The organism is Streptomyces sp. NPDC091280, assembly GCF_044768565.1.
GTDB lineage: Bacteria > Actinomycetota > Actinomycetes > Streptomycetales > Streptomycetaceae > Streptomyces.
The window spans coordinates 672,992-691,975 of the sequence record NZ_JBIVUZ010000002.1; the positions used below are offsets into that span (position 1 = coordinate 672,992).

At 67.3% G+C, this 18,984-nt stretch carries 24 protein-coding genes; 12 read left to right on the forward strand and 12 right to left on the reverse strand.

What is annotated here, in order from left to right; all coding sequences use genetic code 11:
* Positions 1 to 10 precede the first annotated feature (10 nt).
* From ACIQPR_RS09565 to ACIQPR_RS09610, 10 genes are all read right to left on the reverse strand, one after another.
* The gene (locus ACIQPR_RS09565) at positions 11 to 1,033 is read right to left on the reverse strand and encodes a thymidylate synthase (RefSeq protein WP_403644465.1); all 1,023 of its coding nucleotides are present in this window, start codon (positions 1,031 to 1,033) and stop codon (positions 11 to 13) included.
* Positions 1,034 to 1,251: 218 nt separating this feature from the next.
* Positions 1,252 to 2,232 carry an endonuclease/exonuclease/phosphatase family protein gene (locus ACIQPR_RS09570; RefSeq protein WP_403644468.1) on the reverse strand — a complete coding sequence of 327 codons (981 nt, stop codon included), beginning with the start codon at positions 2,230 to 2,232 and terminating at the stop codon, positions 1,252 to 1,254.
* Complete coding sequence (locus ACIQPR_RS09575; protein ID WP_403644470.1) at positions 2,210 to 3,229, reverse strand: MvdC/MvdD family ATP grasp protein; 1,020 nt, start codon at positions 3,227 to 3,229, stop codon at positions 2,210 to 2,212. The genes ACIQPR_RS09570 and ACIQPR_RS09575 overlap by 23 nt, the downstream gene beginning before the upstream one ends.
* 44 nt (positions 3,230 to 3,273) lie before the next feature.
* The gene (locus tag ACIQPR_RS09580; RefSeq protein ID WP_403644473.1) at positions 3,274 to 3,522 is read right to left on the reverse strand and encodes a hypothetical protein; all 249 of its coding nucleotides are present in this window, start codon (positions 3,520 to 3,522) and stop codon (positions 3,274 to 3,276) included.
* A gap of 294 nt (positions 3,523 to 3,816) precedes the next feature.
* A complete protein-coding gene (locus ACIQPR_RS09585) occupies positions 3,817 to 5,061 on the reverse strand; it encodes an acyl-CoA dehydrogenase family protein (protein WP_403644476.1) in 1,245 nt (414 codons plus the stop codon).
* 79 nt (positions 5,062 to 5,140) lie between these two features.
* Positions 5,141 to 5,788 carry a GAF domain-containing protein gene (locus ACIQPR_RS09590; protein WP_403644478.1) on the reverse strand — a complete coding sequence of 216 codons (648 nt, stop codon included), beginning with the start codon at positions 5,786 to 5,788 and terminating at the stop codon, positions 5,141 to 5,143.
* Entirely contained in the window at positions 5,785 to 6,360 is a 576-nt protein-coding gene (locus ACIQPR_RS09595; protein WP_403644787.1) for a GTP-binding protein, read from the reverse strand. Before ACIQPR_RS09595 ends, ACIQPR_RS09590 begins: the two co-directional genes overlap by 4 nt.
* Before the next feature lie 46 nt (positions 6,361 to 6,406).
* Positions 6,407 to 6,811, reverse strand: a complete 405-nt coding sequence (locus ACIQPR_RS09600) for a DUF742 domain-containing protein (RefSeq protein ID WP_403644481.1) — start codon at positions 6,809 to 6,811, stop codon at positions 6,407 to 6,409.
* Entirely contained in the window at positions 6,811 to 7,269 is a 459-nt protein-coding gene (locus ACIQPR_RS09605) for a roadblock/LC7 domain-containing protein (protein ID WP_403644790.1), read from the reverse strand. The genes ACIQPR_RS09600 and ACIQPR_RS09605 overlap by 1 nt, the downstream gene beginning before the upstream one ends.
* A gap of 111 nt (positions 7,270 to 7,380) precedes the next feature.
* Positions 7,381 to 8,880, reverse strand: coding sequence for an ATP-binding protein (locus ACIQPR_RS09610; protein WP_403644484.1), 1,500 nt, complete (start codon positions 8,878 to 8,880; stop codon positions 7,381 to 7,383).
* 377 nt (positions 8,881 to 9,257) lie between these two features.
* Between ACIQPR_RS09610 and ACIQPR_RS09615 the strand changes: the two genes are divergently transcribed.
* From ACIQPR_RS09615 to ACIQPR_RS09625, 3 genes are read left to right on the forward strand one after another with little or no spacing between them, the layout of a single operon-like run.
* Complete coding sequence (locus ACIQPR_RS09615; RefSeq protein ID WP_403644487.1) at positions 9,258 to 10,439, forward strand: helix-turn-helix domain-containing protein; 1,182 nt, start codon at positions 9,258 to 9,260, stop codon at positions 10,437 to 10,439.
* On the forward strand, positions 10,429 to 10,881 hold the full coding sequence (locus ACIQPR_RS09620; protein ID WP_403644490.1) for a GNAT family N-acetyltransferase: 453 nt from the start codon (positions 10,429 to 10,431) through the stop codon (positions 10,879 to 10,881). Before ACIQPR_RS09615 ends, ACIQPR_RS09620 begins: the two co-directional genes overlap by 11 nt.
* A complete protein-coding gene (locus ACIQPR_RS09625; protein WP_403644493.1) occupies positions 10,878 to 11,126 on the forward strand; it encodes a hypothetical protein in 249 nt (82 codons plus the stop codon). The genes ACIQPR_RS09620 and ACIQPR_RS09625 overlap by 4 nt, the downstream gene beginning before the upstream one ends.
* Positions 11,127 to 11,302: 176 nt before the next feature.
* On the opposite strand, the gene ACIQPR_RS09630 is transcribed toward ACIQPR_RS09625, so the two are convergent.
* Both ACIQPR_RS09630 and ACIQPR_RS09635 read right to left on the reverse strand, forming a co-directional pair.
* A complete protein-coding gene (locus tag ACIQPR_RS09630; RefSeq protein WP_403644496.1) occupies positions 11,303 to 11,539 on the reverse strand; it encodes a DUF397 domain-containing protein in 237 nt (78 codons plus the stop codon).
* Positions 11,532 to 12,503: a helix-turn-helix domain-containing protein gene (locus ACIQPR_RS09635; RefSeq protein ID WP_403644499.1), complete on the reverse strand. Its 972-nt coding sequence runs from the start codon at positions 12,501 to 12,503 to the stop codon at positions 11,532 to 11,534. The genes ACIQPR_RS09630 and ACIQPR_RS09635 overlap by 8 nt, the downstream gene beginning before the upstream one ends.
* A gap of 263 nt (positions 12,504 to 12,766) precedes the next feature.
* Here ACIQPR_RS09635 and ACIQPR_RS09640 point away from each other — a divergent pair, with 263 nt between their 5' ends.
* From ACIQPR_RS09640 to ACIQPR_RS09680, 9 genes are all read left to right on the forward strand, one after another.
* The gene (locus ACIQPR_RS09640) at positions 12,767 to 13,144 is read left to right on the forward strand and encodes a hypothetical protein (protein ID WP_403644502.1); all 378 of its coding nucleotides are present in this window, start codon (positions 12,767 to 12,769) and stop codon (positions 13,142 to 13,144) included.
* Positions 13,145 to 13,266: 122 nt separating this feature from the next.
* Positions 13,267 to 13,728: an ATP-binding protein gene (locus ACIQPR_RS09645; protein ID WP_403644793.1), complete on the forward strand. Its 462-nt coding sequence runs from the start codon at positions 13,267 to 13,269 to the stop codon at positions 13,726 to 13,728.
* 298 nt (positions 13,729 to 14,026) lie between these two features.
* Positions 14,027 to 14,386, forward strand: coding sequence for a hypothetical protein (locus ACIQPR_RS09650; protein WP_403644504.1), 360 nt, complete (start codon positions 14,027 to 14,029; stop codon positions 14,384 to 14,386).
* Positions 14,387 to 14,399: 13 nt separating this feature from the next.
* The gene (locus ACIQPR_RS09655; RefSeq protein WP_403644507.1) at positions 14,400 to 15,311 is read left to right on the forward strand and encodes a hypothetical protein; all 912 of its coding nucleotides are present in this window, start codon (positions 14,400 to 14,402) and stop codon (positions 15,309 to 15,311) included.
* Positions 15,308 to 16,021 (forward strand): HAD family hydrolase, encoded by a 714-nt coding sequence (locus tag ACIQPR_RS09660; protein WP_403644509.1) that lies wholly within the window; start codon positions 15,308 to 15,310, stop codon positions 16,019 to 16,021. Before ACIQPR_RS09655 ends, ACIQPR_RS09660 begins: the two co-directional genes overlap by 4 nt.
* Before the next feature lie 268 nt (positions 16,022 to 16,289).
* Complete coding sequence (locus ACIQPR_RS09665; RefSeq protein ID WP_403644512.1) at positions 16,290 to 16,835, forward strand: GNAT family N-acetyltransferase; 546 nt, start codon at positions 16,290 to 16,292, stop codon at positions 16,833 to 16,835.
* A 20-nt stretch (positions 16,836 to 16,855) separates the two neighbouring features.
* Positions 16,856 to 17,299 (forward strand): gamma-glutamylcyclotransferase family protein, encoded by a 444-nt coding sequence (locus ACIQPR_RS09670; protein WP_403644514.1) that lies wholly within the window; start codon positions 16,856 to 16,858, stop codon positions 17,297 to 17,299.
* A 357-nt stretch (positions 17,300 to 17,656) separates the two neighbouring features.
* Entirely contained in the window at positions 17,657 to 18,382 is a 726-nt protein-coding gene (locus tag ACIQPR_RS09675; protein ID WP_403644516.1) for a hypothetical protein, read from the forward strand.
* Positions 18,379 to 18,714, forward strand: coding sequence for a type II toxin-antitoxin system PemK/MazF family toxin (locus tag ACIQPR_RS09680; protein WP_403644519.1), 336 nt, complete (start codon positions 18,379 to 18,381; stop codon positions 18,712 to 18,714). Before ACIQPR_RS09675 ends, ACIQPR_RS09680 begins: the two co-directional genes overlap by 4 nt.
* The last annotated feature ends 270 nt before the right edge of the window (positions 18,715 to 18,984 follow it).

The following is an 18,984-nucleotide window of genomic DNA, read 5'->3' on the forward strand; positions in this document are numbered from 1 at the left end:
CCGTTCGGGTTCATCGCACGCTCCCGTCGTAGGAGACGGCACAGGCCGGCCACTTGCGCGCCATGAGCCATTGCAGGCCCGGGGCGAGTGCGGCGAGGAGGTCGGGAGCGACGGCCGCGGGCTGGTCGTGTGTGATCTGCCGGTAGATCTCGAACAGGAGCACCGGCTGTTGCCAGTACGGTTCCAGGTCGAGGTTCCCAATGTGGTCGGCGCTGTACCGGATCTCGTTGTTGCGTAGCGCCTCTTCGTGGTCCAGGACATCGGCGATGGTCGCCACGGTGGTGTTCTCCGGCATCTTCGGGAACTCGAAGAAGAGGGCCGGGCGGGAGTCGGCCTCGTCCAGGACTCGCTTGACGCGTTCAGCGTTGCGGTCGTTGACGTGGGCGGACCCGATGAAATGCGTATACGTTCCCGGGCGCAGACCAAGCTGGATGGCGGCGTACTCCTGGACCATCGTGAAGGAGAACACGTCGGACAGCAGGCCGCAGTCGAGATCGTTCGCGCGCATGTTGCACACCATGTGCAACTGTCCGTCCCGTGGGAGCAGGTGGAGGCCGGTCAGGCATGCGACGTCGGGGTTGTTGCGGTCGCTGAGTTCGTTCGCTGCGAATACCGGCATGTAGGCACGCTTGCTGTCGGTTTCGCTCTGCAACAGCTGCATCACCTGGTCGAAGGGTGACTGCTGGGCGCCGTCGGCCGGGCTGAACAGGGTGTGGCCGTACGCCGATCCGCCGAGGTGGATACCGTCGGCGCTGCTGGCGCGCATGGACGGGGCGTAGTAGCCGATCATCTCCAGGTCGCGGCGTCCGGCGAGGTACCAGAGCGCTTCGGCGAACTGGAACACCGGATTCACCCTGCGCTCAGACAGGTACGGAAGGCGCTGGCTGGGATCGGTGAGGCGGAATCCCACGCCAATGACCTCGCTGGCCTCGTTACCGCGGGCCTCGATGTGGTGTGCAAATTCCTCGGTGGCCAGCCGGAGAAGGGCCAGGTAGGCACCTTCCACGCTGGTGAACTCGGGGGTGGTGAGCATGGATGCTCCAATCGAAGGGCGACGTTCTCTGCGCGGGCGGTGAAGGCGGTGGTGCCCGGCGCGGGGGCGGATACGGCGGCTTCTTAAGGGGAGGAAACGCCGTTCCCCGCGCCGGGCTGGGGTCCCACGCTCGGCATAGGGGGATGCCTGGCGTGAGACGTTCTCCCCGCGCACGGCCATGCGGATTCACGGGTATCCGACCGTGCGCGGGAGCTTGATCAGGCCCTGGCCTCGTAGCGGCCGGGAAGGGGTATGGCCACGGCCTGGATGGGTGGGAGGGGCTGGTGTTCGCGCCGCAGTGCTTCGCCCAGCCCTCGTCTGGAGAGCACGAGTCGAAGGCCGTGGTGGTCGCTGACGCCGGTGGTGTCGACCACGTCGACGGACAGGATCGCGCGGGCGATCCGGCCGTCCACGTAGATACGGTCGATCCGGCGCGGCCCGCCCTGATCGGGCTTGGCGTGGCCGGCCGTCGGGCCGATCGCGTCGGGCTGGCCGAGTGTGTGGGCGGCGTGGCGGGCCGCGTCGTGCAGGCCGCAGGTCAGCAGGGTGCGGTCCACGTACCGGCAGCTGACGCGGGACCCGTCCGGGGCGAGGTTGGTCCGGTGCACGAGGTGGCGGTGGTCGGTGACGGTTGCCCAGGGGATGGGAGTGACGCTTTCGCCGTCGGGGAGCGGTTCCTCGTTGCAGTCGCCCCCTCCGATGAAACCGCCCCGCCGCTCCATCCGGTCGACGAATGCCGTGACCTCGTCGGCCTCGCGTTCCCTGCCCCGGGGGCTGTTGAACGCGTTGTGCCAGGACATCAGCAGCAGTTCGGCCTCGGGCACGTCCGCGAGGCGGGCCGACACGATGGTCGGCGGGGTCCGCCAGAACATCGTGTTGTACTTCACGCGCTCGAAGACCGGGAAGGTCTGCGGCCGGACGAACAGGGCGGTGGGATTGCGGCCGATGTTGTTGGGCGACAGGAAGCCCGGCATTCCCAGCAGTTCCCCGGCCGCCTTGAGGCGCCGTTCGTCCTCCAGGTCGCTGCAGGTGGCCTCCTGCCTCAGAATCACATCGGCATGCAGCGGCTTGAGGATCTCGTGATGGGCATCCAGCCATCGCTTCGGGAATCGGCCGTCGGGGGTGTTCTCGCCTCCGTCCCGCTCCAGGTTCAGGGACACGATCGTGACGACGTCCTCACCGTGAACCGAGGTCTGCACTGCTTGCCTCCTTGGTGTTCGGCTGGGCTGGTCGTGGTGACCGCCGCCGGGCGGCGGGCGGAGTGCCGGCCAGCAGGCGCGCTATGGCGGCGGATATGGCCAGCTCGGGAAGTTCCTTCTGGAGCCAGTCGTAGTTCCCGGCCGGATTCAGGTCGAGCAGCCACCACTGGTCATCGGGGTCCACGATCAGGTCGATCGCCGCGTAGACGAGGCCGTAGTGGTCGAGGATTCTGGTGATGCCCTCACGTACCGAGCCGGGTACCTCGACGCGGGAATAGCTCAAGGCCGGATAGTCGGACCGGAAATCCGTCCGCGCTGCCGCACTGTGGGCATGAATCCCGGCGGCGAACATGTCCCTGCCGACGACGACCAGGCGAACCTCATACGCCTTTTCCACAGCGTGCTGGAGCTGATGTGCGCCGCCCGCGATCGATCCGTCGATCTGGCCGGCCTCCACACGGCTGGTGTAGAAGGAGCTGGAGTACGGGCCCTCGACGAGGGACGGGCTGACCAGCGACTTGCACACCGCCCCGGACGGGCTCCCGGTGACGAACTCCCGTGCCGGGATACGGGAGTTGCCGATCCAGGTCTGCGGCACCCGTACTCCGCACAAGGCCGCGCGTGCCAGTGCGTCAGCCTTGAGCTGGGCCGCCAGAGTGGACGGCGGGTGAGCGAACTGGAAGCAGTCCAGGGCCGCCAGCACGCCGATCAGCCCGGCGGCTGCTTCCTTGCGCACCCACTCCGCCTGACCAGCCGACAGGCCATCGGCGGCGATCTGAGGCTTTCCGGGATGCCACCACAGCACGGCCTGGATGTCCTCCAGAGCCACCGTCCGGCCGCGCGCACTCAGGGTGCCGCTCCACCGGCTGTTGCGCAGGGTGGCGTCCAGAGCGAGGTGGTGGGGGAAGTCGGCCAGATCGAAACGGACCACGCTGACGTCCAGCTTCGCCAGCTCCAGGACGATGCGGTCGGCCGTGATGTTGGTGTCCTCGGTCACCACGCACACCGGGCGAGGACGCCCGGTGTGCGTGAGGGTGCTTCCTACCACGTCAGACTCTCTGCACCGTCGCCGACGGGGAACGCGTCGAGGGCCTCGTACTCATCGGACGTCGTCATGCCGTTACAGGTCGCGCTGGGGTCGTAGGCGGTCAAGGCCCGCGGGGTGCTGTCGGCGAGGACGGTCACCTGCTGGTGGCGGTCGAAGCGCTCGCCGGGTGCCGGTTCGCGGACAGGGGCCTTGGCGGGCTGGGTGAACAGGCCCAGGGCAAGCACGCTCGGTGTGGACTGCATCGTCTGGGATCTCCTCAGTGATGGCTTGGCGTCATCGGTCGTCGTGGGGTGTTGTCCCGGTCCCTGCGGGCACCACCCCGCAGGGACCGGGACGGGTCCGGACCCGTCGGGATCAGACCCTCCCGGCCGTGTGGCCGGGGGTGGGGCCCTCGTTCCCCGGCCGCCGTCGGTCCCGGGGAACGAGGTGCGGGCCCTGCCGCCGAGACAGGGAGGGAAGGCGTTGCGACTCGGCGGACAGAGGGCTGGGCCCGCGCGCGGCAGTTGGCGACGACGGGGCTGCCGCGCGCGGGGGTCTCAGGCCGGTGTCGGGTCAGGTTGCGTCCAGGCGGCTTCGGCAGCGAAGTGTTGGGACCACTGGATGGGTTCGGTGCCCAGGGCGGTGTTGGCGAGGTGGATGCGCTGGAACTCGCCGGTACCTGCGGGCGCGTAGGTGTGCTGACAGTCCCGGAACACGCGTTGGACCAGGCTGTTGCCGTTCACGGCGTAGGCGCCGTGGAGTTCCATCGCGTCCTGCGCGGACGCGGCGGCGAGCTGGTGACCGGTGTGCTTGGCGCCGATCAACTCGCTGTCGCACGCTGCCCTGTTGTCGAGGAGGTGGACCGCGCTGTAGGCCGTGGTCAGGGCGGTCTGGTAGCGGGCCTGCATGGCGCCGAGCCGGTCCTGGACGACGGGATGGTCGGACAGGTGTCCGTCGTAGCGGGGCCGGGTGCTGAGGTAGTCGGCGGTGGTTTTCACGAGGGCTTCGTGGATGCCGAGACTGACCGCGGTCAGGTTGGGACGGCCGTAGAGGATGCTGCTGCTCTGTGCCACGTACAGGCCCTGGCCGACTTCCCCGAGCACGTTGGCTGCGGGTATTCGCACGTGGTCGAGGTGGAGGCGTCCGGCGGTGAAGCCGTGCAGGCCCAGCCCGGCGCAATGCGGGTCGAGGATCACGCCCTTGCGGTCGTACTCGACGAGGAACGCGGTCAGCGCGCGGGACGCGGTGACACCCGGCTTGGCCGTGCGGGCGACGACGACGTGGACGCGGGTGATGTGCGAGTTGCCGATGTGGGCCTTGATCCCGTTGATCACCCAGTCCTTACCGCGGCGTTCGGCGACGGTCTCCATGCCGCCGATGTGGCCGCCGGCGTCGGGTTCGGTGACGGCGATCGACGGCAGCAGCGACCCGTCGGCCACCTGCGGCAGCCACTCCTGTTTCTGGTCGGCGGTGCCCCAGTTCTGGATCGCGCCGACCGGGATCAGGCTGGCCTGGAGGATCGCTGCTGCTGCGGCCGAGACGACCCCGGTGCGGTGGATCAGCACCGTCTTGGCGACATGCCCGGCCCCCATCCCCCCGTACCGGATGGGGATGGTCACCCCGAACCAGCCCTGCTGCGCGAAGAGTTGGGGAATGCTGCGCTCCACCTGGTTGGGGGAGGCTTCCATGTACTGGACACCGGGCGCAATGTGCTCGGCGGTGAAACGCTCCGCCATCGCCCACAACGCGTTGTGGGCGTCGGTGAGGTAGGGGGTGAGTGCGATCGGCGGTGTGGCGGACATGGTCGTCTCCCTCTCCCTGTACGGGGTCGCAAGGCGGGTGCGGCCGGTCCCCGGAGGCGGGGCTGCCGGGCGACGGGACTCAGTGCACGGGGGCGCCGGTGGTGAGGGCGTGGAGGACGTCGGCGCCGGTGGCCTTGACGATGCCGAGGATGCGGCGGGCGTCGGAGTGCGGGCGGGCCTCGGGGTCGACACCGCACACGGTGCCCAGCACGACACCGCTCTCCCCGTGGATCAGCGGCGCGCCGAAGTACGCCCGGACGCCGATGGCGTCGACGACGTGGTTCCCGGAGAACCGTGGGGAGGCGTAGACGTCAGGCAGGGGCAGAGCTCGCCGGCGTCTGACGACGGCGGGGCACAAGCCGTGCTCGCGGTCCATGGTCCGGCCAAGGGTGATGTGTCCGCTGTCGGACGGCGGGTTGTGCAGGCCGATGAACGTCTGCCTGCCGAAGAAGATGTTGACGAACCCGTAGAGCAGGCCCGTCTTCTCGGTGAGGGCGGTGGCGAACTCGTCCATGAGCGCGTCTGCGCCGGTGGGCAGGCCCAGGTGCCGGATCAGGTCCTCACGGGCCTTCTGCTCGGCGATCTCTGCTGCCTGCGACGCACTGAGCGTCTCTTGCCCGGTGGCCATACCGGGCCCCGGGATGATCAGCTCACCGTGGGCGGGGGTTTGTTGGAAGAGGGCTTGTGTCCGGATGGTCAGCGAGGGTGTGTAGGGGTGGTGTGTCATCGGGAGTCCAAGAGGGTTGGGGTGGATCGGGCGAGGGAGAGGGCGTGGTCGACGAGGCGGAGCAGTACGCCGGTCACCGAGGAGGCCTTGCGGGCGTCGCAGGTCGTGACCGGCAGGTCTGGGGGGAGGCCGAAGGCGTCGCGGATCTCGGTGACGGGGTAGCGGTGGGCGCCGTCGAATTCGTTGACGGCGACGACGAACGGAAGCCGGGTGCGTTCGCAGAAGGTGACCGCGTGGAAGCTGGAGTCCAGGCGGCGGGTGTCGGCCAGGACGACCGCACCTACGGCGCCGTGGGCCAGGTCGGTCCAGAGGTCCATGAACCGCTCCTGGCCCGGTGTGCCGAACAGCATCAGCTCCAGAGGCAGGCCGAGGCCGACGTCGTCGAAGGTGATGCGGCCGAAGTCGAAGGCGACCGTCGTGGTGTGTTTGGTCTCCACCCCGTCCAGGCTGTCGGTGGGAGTGCTGGCCTGTGTGAGGTACTCCTCGGTGCGCAGCGGAGTGATCTCGCTGACCGCGCCCACGGCGGTGGTCTTGCCGACGCCGAAGCCTCCCGTGATGAGGATCTTCAGCACGGCCGTGCCTTCCGCCGGCCGACGGGCGGCGGCGGAGTGGGGCGGGTCAGCCGGGAAGGCGGGTGAGACCGACACGAAGGGCCTCCAGGATCTGATCGGTCGGGCGGTTTCCGAGCTGGGTATCGGTGGATGTGTAGGCGATGGTCACGGGCACCCGCAGGACGCGGGCCTCGACAAGATCCGAGATCAGGACCCGGGCCGTGCTGAGCGGGAGACCGGTGATGCCCGCCAGCTCGGCGACCGACCGGCGCCGTTCCCGGCACAACTGCGTGATCTCCCGGTACTCCCCTTCCGTGTAGCCCGGTCCGCCTCTGCCGGTGCCGATGTCCAGTACCGTCTCCGGTCGGAATTCGTGCCGGGCGCGGGTACGGCCTCCGGTAACGAGGTAGTTCCGTACGAACGCGGGAGCGGGGGCGGCGGACGGTCGGGTTTCCCGGTGGGGTCCGGTCATCAGGCCCTGCGCAGGGCCGTGACCATGTACGGGGCGAATCGATCCACCAGGACGCCCATCTCGTACCCGACGGTGCCCGCATTGGCGTTGGGTTCGGTGATTACGGCGAGCACCGTGGCGACCACGCCCTCTTTGGTGCCCGGCTGGTTGGGGAAGGCGGCGCTGGTCCCGGCGAACGACACGAAGATCAAGCCGTCGTCGCGTTCGATGACCGTCTGTTTCATCGCCCCCGCGTCACCGCGGGGGCCCGGGATGTTCTCGGTCAGTGAGGCCAGGGTGCCCAGTGAGGCGGCCCACTTGTCGGCCAAGTCCTTGTGGATGCCGTTGTCGACCAGGCGCAGTCCGTCGCGCGAGACCAGCAGCGCCTGGGTCACGCCAGGAACCTGCTGAACGAACTCCGTCAGCATTCCTGCCATTTGCCTGATCGGCTCGTGCGCTCCGCACGCGCTCGCTGTCATCGTGTCGCCGCCCTCCGGGCGGGGTGTCTCGTGTGTCATAGGGAATCGCTCCTGCGGATACGGACCCGTCGCCGAGACCGGCACAGGTCATGAGTGAGGGGACGCGGAGTCTCAGGTGGGGGGGACGGCCTGGTTCGTGCCGCTGTCCGCGGTGCGGCCTGCGCCAAAGCCGCTCCGGAAGGCTCCGGCCAGATCACGGCGGGCAGCCACCGCCGGAAGCTGGGGCCGCGACGGTGCCGGAATCTCCGGCTGCTCCTTTGCCACCCGCCGGGGCAACGGCGGAGCAGACGCCGCCTGTCCGCCCTCCGCCACCGGGGAAGCTCCGTGGTGCTGCGCGGGCCCGGGCCGTGTCGGGACGCTCCCCGCCGTCGTGTGCCGGGAGGGGGAACTCGGCCCGGTGGCCGGGAGCGGTGTACGGGCAGCAGAGCGGGGCGAAACAGGCACGGACACCAGCAGGTGTGCGGGCACGACGACCAAGGCGGTTGTCCCGCCGGTCGGATTCTCCGACAGCAGCACAGAGATGCCGTGGCGTCGGGCGATCAGCGCTGCGGTGCGTAGGCCGAGTTGCCCGGCGTTGATCTCGGCGCTCATGTCGACCTGATCGGGGTCCGCCAGGAGACGGTTCCACCGTGCCCGGTCCTCAGGGCGCATCGCGATAGCGGCCCGGTCCTCGATCTCGACCGCCAGTCCCTTCGCCACCTTGGAGGCCCGCATCTGGACCTTGGTGTCGGGAGCCGACATCTGCGTCGCGTTCTCGACGAGCTCGGCCAGCAGGTGTGTCAGGTCCGGTCCCACGTGGCGGGGAAGCTTCAGCTCGGTGCCGACCGCGCCGGCTGCGACGCTCACCCGGGAGTAGTGCTGGACCTCCTGCACCGCGCCCCGCAGCACCTCCTTCACGCTCACCGGCTCCCGCGCACTGCGCAGGGACTCCCCGGCCAGGATTGCCTTGCTCTCGATCCAGCGCCGCAGCCGCGTCACCAGGTGATCGAGCGCGAAGATCCCGTCCAGCTGGTCGGGATCTTCCGTCAGATCCTGCAAATGGTCCAGCTTCTCCAACGCCCGGTCGACCAGGGCGTGTTCACGCCGGGAGAACTGGTGCAGCGTCACCAACAGCACCGACGCCTGCGATTGGTCATGGACTCGGAGCAAGGCGGAAATGGCCTGTGACTGCACTTCGTCCAGCCGCGTCACCGCCTCGTCCGCCCACTCCGATCCCGCAGGCGGCGGCACGCTTTCCGGTACCGAGGGTCGGCCACCCCGGCACAACTCGTCCGCCGCCCACCCCACGGCCTTCTCCAGCGCGGCCGCCGCATCGATGACCCGCTGTACGTGAGCCTCCTGGGTCCGTTTCACCGCCGATGCCGCGGCCCCCGCTCGGACGGCCCCGACGCCAGCGGCCACCGCCACGCCGCACGTCACCGCTGCAAGAAGCTGTCCGGTCGGCATCTGCACGGTGCGCCAGGCGACAACGGCACCACCCAGCACAGCAAGAACGATGACCAGCGGGGCGGCGACCGCCGCCTGAACGTGCCCACGTATGTGGTCAGTTGACGCCTGGCGATGTCTGCGGCGGCGATGGGTGACCGGGCGGGCGGGAACGCGGTCAGACATGACATTCCTCAGCAGTCGAGTCGAGGGAGCGGAAGCCAGATCGTCGGGCTGGTCCACCACGGGGGAGGGAGGACCAGCCCGACGACGTTCTAGAGAGGCGGACGGGAGACGACGACGGGCGGAGGCAGGGGCAGCAGCCGGTTCATGGAAGCGGTGTCCTTACGAAGGGGGAGGAGAGTCGTTCCTGAGGCCCAGAACGGGTACAAGTCCTGGGAGAGCAGAGCGAATTGGCGTTCCGAATATGACCGTCCACATCGGAGAGCGCGTACGAGTAGCGTGGCGGTGACGGACAGCCACAGGCAAGGAATCCGTGTCCCCAGGTGTCCCCTCTTGAGTGGACACGGTGGACACGGTGGACACGGGAAATGGACTGAACGATGAGCGCGGAGCCATTCGGTCAAGCCCTCAAGCGATGGCGCGGGAGCCTCTCCATTCGCGATGCTGCCGCGCTCGCCAAGATTGGGAAGTCGTACGTGAGCAGGCTGGAGCGCGGCGACGCCCATCCCAGCCCGGACGTCGCCGCATCTCTCGACCAGGCTCTCGGCGCAGGCGGGGAACTGATTGCGGCAGCAGAGGTCAATCCGAGGGCCAATACCCTGGACAGGGCAGACACTCTGCAACGTGGCCTGCACGAGGTACTGGCCGCCGGCCCGATGACCACGGCGACCGTCGAAGAGTGGGAATTCACCGCCCTCCGTCACGGGCGCGCCACCCGCTTCCGTCCCGAGGCCCAACTGCTGGTGGATCTCCTCGACGACTTCCAGGATCTGAGGACCCTGCTCGCACAGCGGCATGCGCCGAACTCCCGTAACCGGCTTCACGTGGTGGCGGCGCAGATGTCGGGACTCCTGGCCCTGACCCTGCTCAAGCTGGGCGATGACCGGTCGAGGGCCTGGTGGCGCACCGGCCGGGCCGCAGCGGCAGCGGCCGAGGACCCGCCGACGCTCTCGTGGATCTATGCACACGAGGCCTATCAGCAGTACTACAGCGGAGACGTTCACGGTGCCATCGACCTCGCTGTCCGTGCCCAGCAACTGGCGCGCGGCCTACCCAGCGTCGGCCCGGCACTGGCCGCGCCGCTGGAGGCCCGCGCGCACGGCCTGCTCGGGGCAACGGAAGAAGCCAAGGCCGCGCTCAAGACTGCACGCTCCGTGCTAAGCCGCCTTCCCGAGGACCAGCAGATCGGCTCGGCTTTCGGCTACTCCGCCTCCCAGCTCCACTTTCACTCCGGGAATGCCCTGACACACCTGGGCGAAGTGGAACAGGCGCGCGAAGAACTCGCCCAGGCCGTCGAGCTGTACCCGGCCGACGACCTCACCGATCGGGCTCTCATCTCCCTCGACGAGGCCATGTGCCTGGCCGTCACCGGCGAACCGGCCGCCGCGGCCGTGGAGGCCAGGCGTGCCCTTGTCGCCCTGCCTTCGCAGCATCGTTCGGCGCTGATCTTGTCCCGGGCGCGTGAGATCGCCGCTAGGGTGCCGGAGGCGCAGGCGACAGCTGAAATCCGGTCCCTGCACGAGGTGTTGGCTCTTCCTGAAAGGAACAAAAGTGAGGGTTGAGGAGGCCACGGAGGCTGACGTTGGCGCTCTGTCTCAAATCCTGGGTGAGGTCGAGGCGTACTACGGAGGGGAGGACGCTGTCCCCGGAAACCCCGAGCAGATTCAGGATGCGCTCTTCGGCCCTGCTTCCGCCGCGACCGTGTTGATTGCCAGGGATGACGACGGTGAAGCTCTCGGGTTCGCCTCGTACAGCAAGCTGTTTCCCGCCGCCGGCGCCGACATGTCGCTCTTCCTGAAGGAACTGTTCGTCAGAGAGCGCGCCCGTAGACAGGGCGTGGGCGGGCAGCTCATGGATGCCGTCGAGGCAGCCGCCGCAGCTGTAGGTTCACGCCTGGAATGGCTCGCCGACGTCGACAACCCCGCAGCTCTCGCCTTCTACGAGGCTCGGGGAGCCCGGCAGAGCCGCGGTAAGGTCGTCTACCGAGTGGAGGTGCCGCGATGACCGATGCTGTGACCTTCGCAGTTAGCGGAGATCTCGACGCGTTGGACGTATGGCTTGAGCCTCACGGCTGGGCGGTGAACCGTGAACTCCCCGGGAAGAATGGGGGAGTCGTCCTATACCGCTGGGCGGACTGGTCGCTCATGGAGGTGTGCGAAGGTGACCTGATTGTCGCCGTCACTAGGCCTGACCTCACCACGGGGATCTCAGTGGTCATCCCGTCTTCAAGGGGCGATGAGAAGCAGTAGTTGTCGGGTCGGACACGTCGCTCTTCCTTCCGAACACCGGCACACTTCCTTGCCGACCGAGCCCGTGGCCGCACCCCGACTGAAGAGAGTGATGTCGGCCCTCGTCGGTACTCGGTGTCACGCCCGAGGGGCCGACTCCCATGAGCCGGCCCCTCGGGCGCGGAAAGCGTGCAGATCTATCGGTCTATGTCGTCGGCGTCAGCGAGTACGTCGGTGACGAAGGCGGTGAACTCGGCGGGAGTGAAAAGGAGCGCGGGGCCGGCGGGGTTCTTCGAGTCCCGTACGGCGATCCGGCCGAACAGCGGGCGGACGTCTGCGACCTCGACGCATTGCGACTGGTCGGAGCCGCTGTACGACGACGTGATCCAGGTGGCTCCTGGCAGGTCGGTGGCGTGGACCACGGCCTTAGGCATGGGGTGTTCCCTTCATGTGCTTCTTGATCACGGTGCGTGATTCGTCGGTGGGCAAGGCCGTTTCGTAGACGGCGTCGAAGACCTCCGTGAAGGCGGTCACGTCCTCCGGCTCCTCAAGGAAGACGCCGCCTCGGGTGTGGTCGACCGTGACCAGAGCAGGCCAGGGGGGTCGGAAATTCATGATCGTCATGTTGCTGGTGAGCCCCGAATGTACGGGTGCGTTCAGTGGCATGACGCGGAGGGTGATGTTCTCGCGTTCCGACATGTCGAGCAGGCTGAGGAGCTGATCGCGCATCAGGTCGGAGGCCGAGCCGGCCTGTGGGTAGAGGGCTGATTCGTCGAGCACCGCGCGCAGTTCGGTGGGGCCGCTTGGCCGGGTCAGGATTTCCTTGCGGGCCTGACGCACTTGCACCAGCGCGGTTGCTGTGCGCTGGGTGGCGGCCCGTGGTGAGCTTGAGATGATCGCGTGCGCGTAGGCCGGAGTCTGGAGCAGGGCAGGGATGAGCTGCGGGTGGTAGGCGCGGATCAGCACCGCCTCGGACTCCAGGGCGATGCTGTCCGCGTAGGTCTGCGGCAGCACGTCGGCATACGCGGCCCACCAGGCGCGAAGCCCGGAGTCCAAGACCCGGGTCACCTCGGCGATGGTTCCGGCATCGGCGAGCCCGTACGAGGTGAGGAGGGTTGAGACCTCATCGGCCTTGATTTGGTACTGGCCGGTCTCGATACGGCTCATCCGCGTGTTGTCCCAGCCGAGGACGTTCCCGGCCTGGACGAGGGTCAGGCCGGACTCTCTCCGGTAGTGGCGGAGCAAGCCCCCAAGTCGCCGCCTAAGAATCGGCGGTGGTGATTGCACAGTGGCCATGTGGGGATTCTGGCACAACGTTGCGCAACCGCCGAGAGGGGTTTCGGAGAGAACGCCTGTTCCTATGGTTGCGGATTCTCGCCACAATGTTGCGGACTGCATGCAGAAGAGAGCATGGTAGGGGCAAGGTCGTTGAGTGCATCAGATCCCGGTCTGTTGATCACGCACGGCCGCATCCGGGTGTCGTCCCTCATCCCCCGTGGGGGACGCCACCCGTTGCTGACCGACTCTCCGCGAGCAGAGGCGCCGCGATGACTGCACATGCCACCCAGGAACACTCCCCAACAGGCCTCCCTCGGAGCGCAGCTGGATTACCCGGTCCGGCCGGCCACGGTGACTGGGCCCCGGATGCTGGCGGCCGGAGCGTGACCGTCAGGAACCCCGGCCCCCGTGCAGCGGTGCTATACGTGTGCGTGGAGCGTGGGACAGAGACGGAGACCGGGGCGGCGCATCTCGCGGAAACGGAGGGCCGGGGGTTCGCCGAGGCATGCGGCCTGTCGCTCGTGGAGATCGTCACGGACGCGTACGGGGAGCCGGATCCCTGCCGCCGTCAGGGATGGCGGCACATAAGGGAGTTGGCGGTATCCGCCGTGGTCGGCGTGGTGATCACGCGGTGGCCCGTGAGTATCGCTCCGAACGCCGCCCACGACCTCAGGCATCGTGAGGTCCAGTGGCTACAGGATCACGGCGTGCGGGTGCAGTACTCGTGGGCGCCTATGGCCGAGCGGGGTGAGGTCTCGTGACTGCGGGAGCCCGGGCGTCGGCCGGACTCGTCAAGTGGCTTCCGTTGCGGCTGGTGCCGCCGCACGGCCTGGGCCATCCTCTGCCCGAGGGGCCACAACCCGCCAGGCCGTGCCTGCGGACGGTGTGGACATTGCCCGGCCGCTCCGAGCGCAGCCCTCACGAGGCACGCAAGCGGATCACGCGCACATGCCGCGAGTGGCACGTGCCACCTGAGATCACGGACGACCTGGCGCTCATCATCTCCGAACTGGTCACCAACGCGGTCACCCACGCACACGGGGACACGGTGACCGTCGCCCTGGTACTCATCGGACACGAGGTGTGGGTGGCCGTCGTCGACCGGGGTCCGCGTACCCCGTTCGAGGCCCGACACGCGGGCGACGACGACGAGCATGGCCGCGGCCTGTTCCTCGTGAAGGCCCTTGCCAGCCGGTACGAGATCTGTCCCGCTGGAGCCGGCACCGCCGTCACGGTGTGTCTGAACACCTCCTGGCGCGCGGTCACCGGCCCGTGCTCGCACAGCGAGGTCACCCATTCCCACCATGAGCTCACCGAGGACGCGGATGCACCCCGTAGCCACTAGTGACGGCGCCGCCACGACTCGTCTGTCGCACCGCACACAACGCCGGTCGGCCTACCAGTACGACAGGGCCGACCCTGACTCCCCGAGCACGGCCGCTTGCAATGTCGGCGTGACGCTCGCCGGAAGTACGCTGAGTAAGTACAACCCGGATGCCGTGTGCGCGCCCTGCTCACGTACTGGCGCCGCGCCTGCAGTCCCTGACCGTGCGTGGCGGGACGAGCAGGTACAACGAGCCCTGGCCGCTTGGGATTTCGGGGAGTTGATTCACTTACTGCGTCGCCGATCGGGGTTGTCCCAGATGGGGATACGTGCACTCACCGGTCTCACACAGTCGCACATTTCGGACCTTGAGAACGGTCGCAAGCAGTTGGGCGGCCGAGACTCCATCATCGATCTACTCAACGGCCTTGGCCTCCCGTCAGACCTGCGACCGCTACTGCTGACTCCGCTCACGGACCGGGATGAGGCAGCAGTTTCGGACACACTCGACCCCGCGATGCCGTGGACAGCGGACCGTATGGTGACGTCACTGGAAGTTGCTGTCGGAGGTTCCATGAAACGTCGAAGCGTGCTGACCGCCTTGAGCGGAGCCAGCGTCGCCCAATACGTTCTGCAGTCGGCTATCACCCCCCCAAGAGGCACTGGTCGCGGACAGTAGGGACGGAACGCGGGTGACCATCCCTCTGCTTACGTCCCTACAGACCACCACAGACGCGCTGAGGCAACTGGACGCGACCAGTGGCAGCGGAACCCTAGCCAGTACAGCCAGGCAGCACCTCAAGGTCTTGCTCGGGTTGCTGAAGACCGGAACCTACGACGAGCGGACAGGCCGACACCTTGCGGCGGTGACAGCTGATACGGCCATCCAGACCGGGTGGTACACCTTCGATGGCGGCAAGCACGAAGAGGCTCAACGGTTGTTCGTAGGCGCGCTGCGCGCAGCTCACGCGTCAGCAGACTCCAGGCTCCGCGCTGGCGCCCTGTCCTTCCTGGCCATTCACGGCTACTCGGTAGGCGACCCCCGCCAAGCGGTCACTGCCGCCAGGACTGCGCGCCAGGGCATCAGCGACCAGGACGCGCCGACGTTGCAGGCCATGCTCCTTACTCGACAGGCCCGAGGCCATGCTCGGCTCCGCGAGGAACGGCACGCGCTGGCGGCCCTTGACGAAGCGGAGGCCCTGTGCGTAAACGGACCCGGCGAAGACGACCCGCACTGGTTGTACTGGATCAACTCCGGCGAGATCCTCGGCCAACGGGGTAGCTGTTTCCTCGAATTGGACCGTCCGACCGAAGCCGCCAACGCCTTCGCCAGTGCCCGGGGCGCCCTGAGCCACCAGGAAACGCGAACGAGGGCCCAGTTCCTCTCCCGCGCGGCAACAGCGCAGATGCGGGCGGGTGACGCCGACGCAGGCTGCGCCACTGCACAGGAAGTTCTCACCATGGTGGACGGAATCCAGTCCGCTCGCCTCGACGAGCACCTTCGAGCAATGCTGGGTGAGGCGCGCCTGTTCAAGCGTGCCGCACCTACCCGCCCGCTCCTCGACCGGGGCGAAGCGGTCCTCAAAGAGCGAGCTCTCACATGATCTTGGTTCTCTGGGACATCGACCGGACGCTGCTGTACGTCGGTGAGACCGACCGATTGGTGTACCGCGAAGTATTTCGCGACGTGGTCGGCCGTGAGGTGCAGCAACTCCCCGCAAGAGGGACTGGCGTCACGATGCCGCTTGCAGTGCGAGAGCTCCTTTCAGCTAACGGAGTCTCCGAGCCGGAGACCGACAACCTCGCGCGCCTGATCATTGACCGTCTGCCCGGACAGTTGTATCTGCATCGCGAGGCGTTGCGCCGCGATGGTCACCTGATGCCCGGCGCCGTCGAGGCCTTGGCAGCTGTCCGCCAGTCCCAGCTCCTCGTCCCGACGGTCGTCACAGGCAATCTCAAAGCAAGTGCAGAGATCAAACTGTCCGCGTTCTCCCTCACGAACTATGTCGACACGACGGTCGGAGGCTACGCCTCCGACGACTCCCATCGCCCCGCTCTGGTACGGATTGCCCAGACCAAAGCCAAGGCGGTGTACGGCCATACGTTCAACAGCGAGAACACAGTCATCGTCGGTGACTCGCTCCAAGACGTCAGAACCGGACAGGAGGGAGGCGCGAAAGTTGTCGGCGTTGCCTCGGGAACCACGTCGGCTGAGCGTTTGGCATCCGAAGGAGCCGATCACGTCATACCTGATCTCACAGACACAAGACGCCTGGTTGAGCTGATCCACACGACCGTCGGCAACAACTCCTGAGAATTCACCGAACGCCGCAAGCCGAGCGCGGAGCGGGGCAGCACCGTTCATTTCGGGCCAACCGCCGTCGTGTTTGCCGTGCTCGCAACCCGACCTTCCAAGAGCGACCTTGCCATCATGGAAATCGGCTGGAACAAGAGAACGGCGGGCGTTCACGAGCGATCAGGTACGCACTGCCATCGCAGCTCGTGACCTCCGGGAGGAGATCGAGGTCTACCCGCCTACTCGTCCCGCACTTCCGCGATAGCCGGAAGATAGAGTCCCGAGCATGTACCCGGTCAAGCGTTCAAGCCAGCGACTGGACCTTCGCGAACTCTCAGTCGAGGACGTGGACGCCGTGTTCGCGATCTACGGGAGTATCGAGGCCACCACGCACCTGTCGTTCGAGCCGCGCTCCCATGCTGAGGTCGGCGCCATCGTGACCAGGTCCATGGCCTCGGCCGTCGTGACGCCGCGCACGGAGTACGCACTCGCCGTCATCGAGCGGGACTCCACCGAACTGATCGGGTTCGGCCGCATCGCCACGGATCCACACCAGCAGCGCGGAGCCACATTCGGCTTCGCGCTGCGCCCGGATGCCTGGGGCGTCGGCTACGGCATTGAGACCGTGCGTCTCCTGCTTGCCCTGGGCTTCGAGGATCTCGGTTTGCACCGCATCTGGGGCGCACGATCCCCGCTGAACGTGGCTTCGGCGAAAACAATGGCGGCGGCGGGCATGGTGGAAGAAGGCACTATCCGAAGCCACATCAAGAAGGCCGGCCGATGGCGAGACTCGGTCGTGCACTCGATCATCGAGGAGGAGTGGAAGCCCTAGTGTCGGTCAGTCCAAGCCGCTTGACCCGTTTCTCGCAAGGCCCCCAAACGCTGTTCTGCTACGGCACTCTGCGGTTCACCGATGTACTCAAGGCTTTACTGGGCCGGATACCCGACAGGGCTCCGGCATCTGCTCTCGGCTATCGCGCGGCCTCACTGCAAGGTCGCCTCTACCCGGGCCTCATCGTCTCCGGCCCCGGCAACTCCGCGTCCGGACTGGTCCTGACCGATCTCAGCAGCGCCGAGTGGCTCATCCTCGATGCGTTCGAGGACGACCAATACGACCTGCGCGAAATCGCCTTGTCCACAGGCGGGTGGGGATTGGCGTATGTCTGGCCGGGTGGCGACGTCCGGCCTGACGACTGGGACGCCGAGGAGTTCCAGAGCCAGCACCTGGAGGAATACGCCGCCCGCTGCGCCCGACTTGCACCGCGCCTCGCCGCGGGCCTTCCCAAGAACGAGTAGCGCCAGCGCCGTTGTGCGCGAGCCGCGTCCTCGAATGCCCCATTAGTCGCTTCCTGCGCGAGATCCTGACCAATCAGACAGGCCTGCACCTGTGGCTACAACGGGAAGAGCAGCGCGAGCGGACCGAACTGCTGGAAATCCGAGACCTTCCGGACGGGCGGCCGGGCTCCGCTCACGATCGTCAACACACGCCGCCCAGGCATCCGGAGGGCTGGGTCACCTCAGTGGCATTCCTGGGTAGTCATATACCCCTCTGGATACCCTCGTACCCCACCTCTGACAGTCGGGTCGCTGTGCGCTCTTGGGAGCGGGAGGCCAAGATCCCCTCGTGTTGGACAATCGTTGTACGCTCGACTCATGAGTGTGGGGTTCCGGCCCACGGAGGCCGACAACGAGATCATCGACGCGCACCGCCGTCCGGGCGAGGCGACTTCCGATGTGCTGCGGCGGGCGTTGCGCGCTCTCGATCGGCAGCAGTGGGAGACGCAGGCGCGCGAGGACATGGAGCGGATCGCCGCCAGCGGTGAAGATCTTTCCGAAGAGCCCGATGACTGGGGCTATGACGATCAGGGAGAGATCGTCGATCTCCGTGGATCGCATTCGTCGTCGAGTCCTGGCCGACTCGACTCATCCACGAGCTATGCCACGTCGAGGTATCACGTTGGTGTCGTGGCAGAGGTCAAGGGGTCCCCCGTCCAGAGAGAGGTCAAGGGGCCGTCGCGTCCGCCGACCAGTGCACCGCCAGCCGGCTCTCTCATGCACACCTTCGCGGCGGCAGGTAAGGCAGCGTCCGGACCGCTGACGTCTATCAACGCAAATCTTCAGAAAGACATAAGTGGGTACTTGGAGAATCTGTACAGCGGGATCTACTCCGTTGGCCGCTTCAACTTGCAGGCCATGACACTGTATCCAGATCTCTCCTGCCTTGCGATCTCCACGCAGGACTATGCAGACCTCTACAGCGCGGCCGTGGCAGCTGCGTCGGCGAGCGCAACCCCGTCGCACGAGCGCCGTGACGTCACAAGCGCCAGGAGACTGGCACGCCTCCACGCTGCGGCTCGCCGCCGGGCCAGCAAGCGGTGATCCGGGGCTCGGCGTACTACGTCGATTTCGGAGACGCGAAGCGTGGGCATGAGCAGAGGGGTAAGCGGCTCGGCATCGTTCTCAGCGATGTTCCGGAGGACTGGTCGACGGTCGTCGTCGTGCCCACGTCAACGCGTGCTCAGGATGCGGTTTTCCGCCCACGGTTGGTAGTCGCCCGCCGGGAGACCTTGGTGCTCGCGGACCAGATCCGCACGATCGATACAAGATTCGTGATGGGTGATCGGGTCGATCACCTCACCCAGACAGACATGGCTCAGGTCGATTTCGCCGTGGGCCTGGTGTTGAAGCTTCGTGTCGAGATCGACTACTGACCGCGCGGGTAGGCTGGGCGACCAGGGCGGCAGGGTCAGGGGCGTCAGTGTTTGGGCCGCGGTCGTGGGTGGCGTTCACCTCGTACCTCGACGGGATCGAGGCGTACGACATGAGCCAGGCAGGTTGAAGAAGCCCCACCGCATCGCGGTAGTGAGGCTGCCGCTACCTCAGTGCTCGGGATTGCTGATCGTGCCGCTGACGGGCCGCGCCCTGGACGAAGGACGCCGCCAAGCCAGCCCCCAGCCCGACGCCTAGAGCCGTCGCTCCCC

Excerpts from the sequence above, each read along its gene's own strand:
- ACIQPR_RS09565 (WP_403644465.1), bottom strand. The coding sequence starts at position 1,033 with ATGCTCACCACCCCCGAGTTCACCAGCGTGGAAGGTGCCTACCTGGCC.
- ACIQPR_RS09580 (WP_403644473.1), bottom strand. The coding sequence starts at position 3,522 with ATGCAGTCCACACCGAGCGTGCTTGCCCTGGGCCTGTTCACCCAGCCC.
- ACIQPR_RS09585 (WP_403644476.1), bottom strand. The coding sequence starts at position 5,061 with ATGTCCGCCACACCGCCGATCGCACTCACCCCCTACCTCACCGACGCC.
- ACIQPR_RS09590 (WP_403644478.1), bottom strand. The coding sequence starts at position 5,788 with ATGACACACCACCCCTACACACCCTCGCTGACCATCCGGACACAAGCC.
- ACIQPR_RS09600 (WP_403644481.1), bottom strand. The coding sequence starts at position 6,811 with ATGACCGGACCCCACCGGGAAACCCGACCGTCCGCCGCCCCCGCTCCC.
- ACIQPR_RS09605 (WP_403644790.1), bottom strand. The coding sequence starts at position 7,269 with ATGACAGCGAGCGCGTGCGGAGCGCACGAGCCGATCAGGCAAATGGCA.
- ACIQPR_RS09610 (WP_403644484.1), bottom strand. The coding sequence starts at position 8,880 with ATGTCTGACCGCGTTCCCGCCCGCCCGGTCACCCATCGCCGCCGCAGA.
- ACIQPR_RS09615 (WP_403644487.1), top strand. The coding sequence starts at position 9,258 with ATGAGCGCGGAGCCATTCGGTCAAGCCCTCAAGCGATGGCGCGGGAGC.
- ACIQPR_RS09625 (WP_403644493.1), top strand. The coding sequence starts at position 10,878 with ATGACCGATGCTGTGACCTTCGCAGTTAGCGGAGATCTCGACGCGTTG.
- ACIQPR_RS09630 (WP_403644496.1), bottom strand. The coding sequence starts at position 11,539 with ATGCCTAAGGCCGTGGTCCACGCCACCGACCTGCCAGGAGCCACCTGG.
- ACIQPR_RS09635 (WP_403644499.1), bottom strand. The coding sequence starts at position 12,503 with ATGCAGTCCGCAACATTGTGGCGAGAATCCGCAACCATAGGAACAGGC.
- ACIQPR_RS09650 (WP_403644504.1), top strand. The coding sequence starts at position 14,027 with ATGGGGATACGTGCACTCACCGGTCTCACACAGTCGCACATTTCGGAC.
- ACIQPR_RS09660 (WP_403644509.1), top strand. The coding sequence starts at position 15,308 with ATGATCTTGGTTCTCTGGGACATCGACCGGACGCTGCTGTACGTCGGT.
- ACIQPR_RS09665 (WP_403644512.1), top strand. The coding sequence starts at position 16,290 with ATGTACCCGGTCAAGCGTTCAAGCCAGCGACTGGACCTTCGCGAACTC.
- ACIQPR_RS09675 (WP_403644516.1), top strand. The coding sequence starts at position 17,657 with ATGAGTGTGGGGTTCCGGCCCACGGAGGCCGACAACGAGATCATCGAC.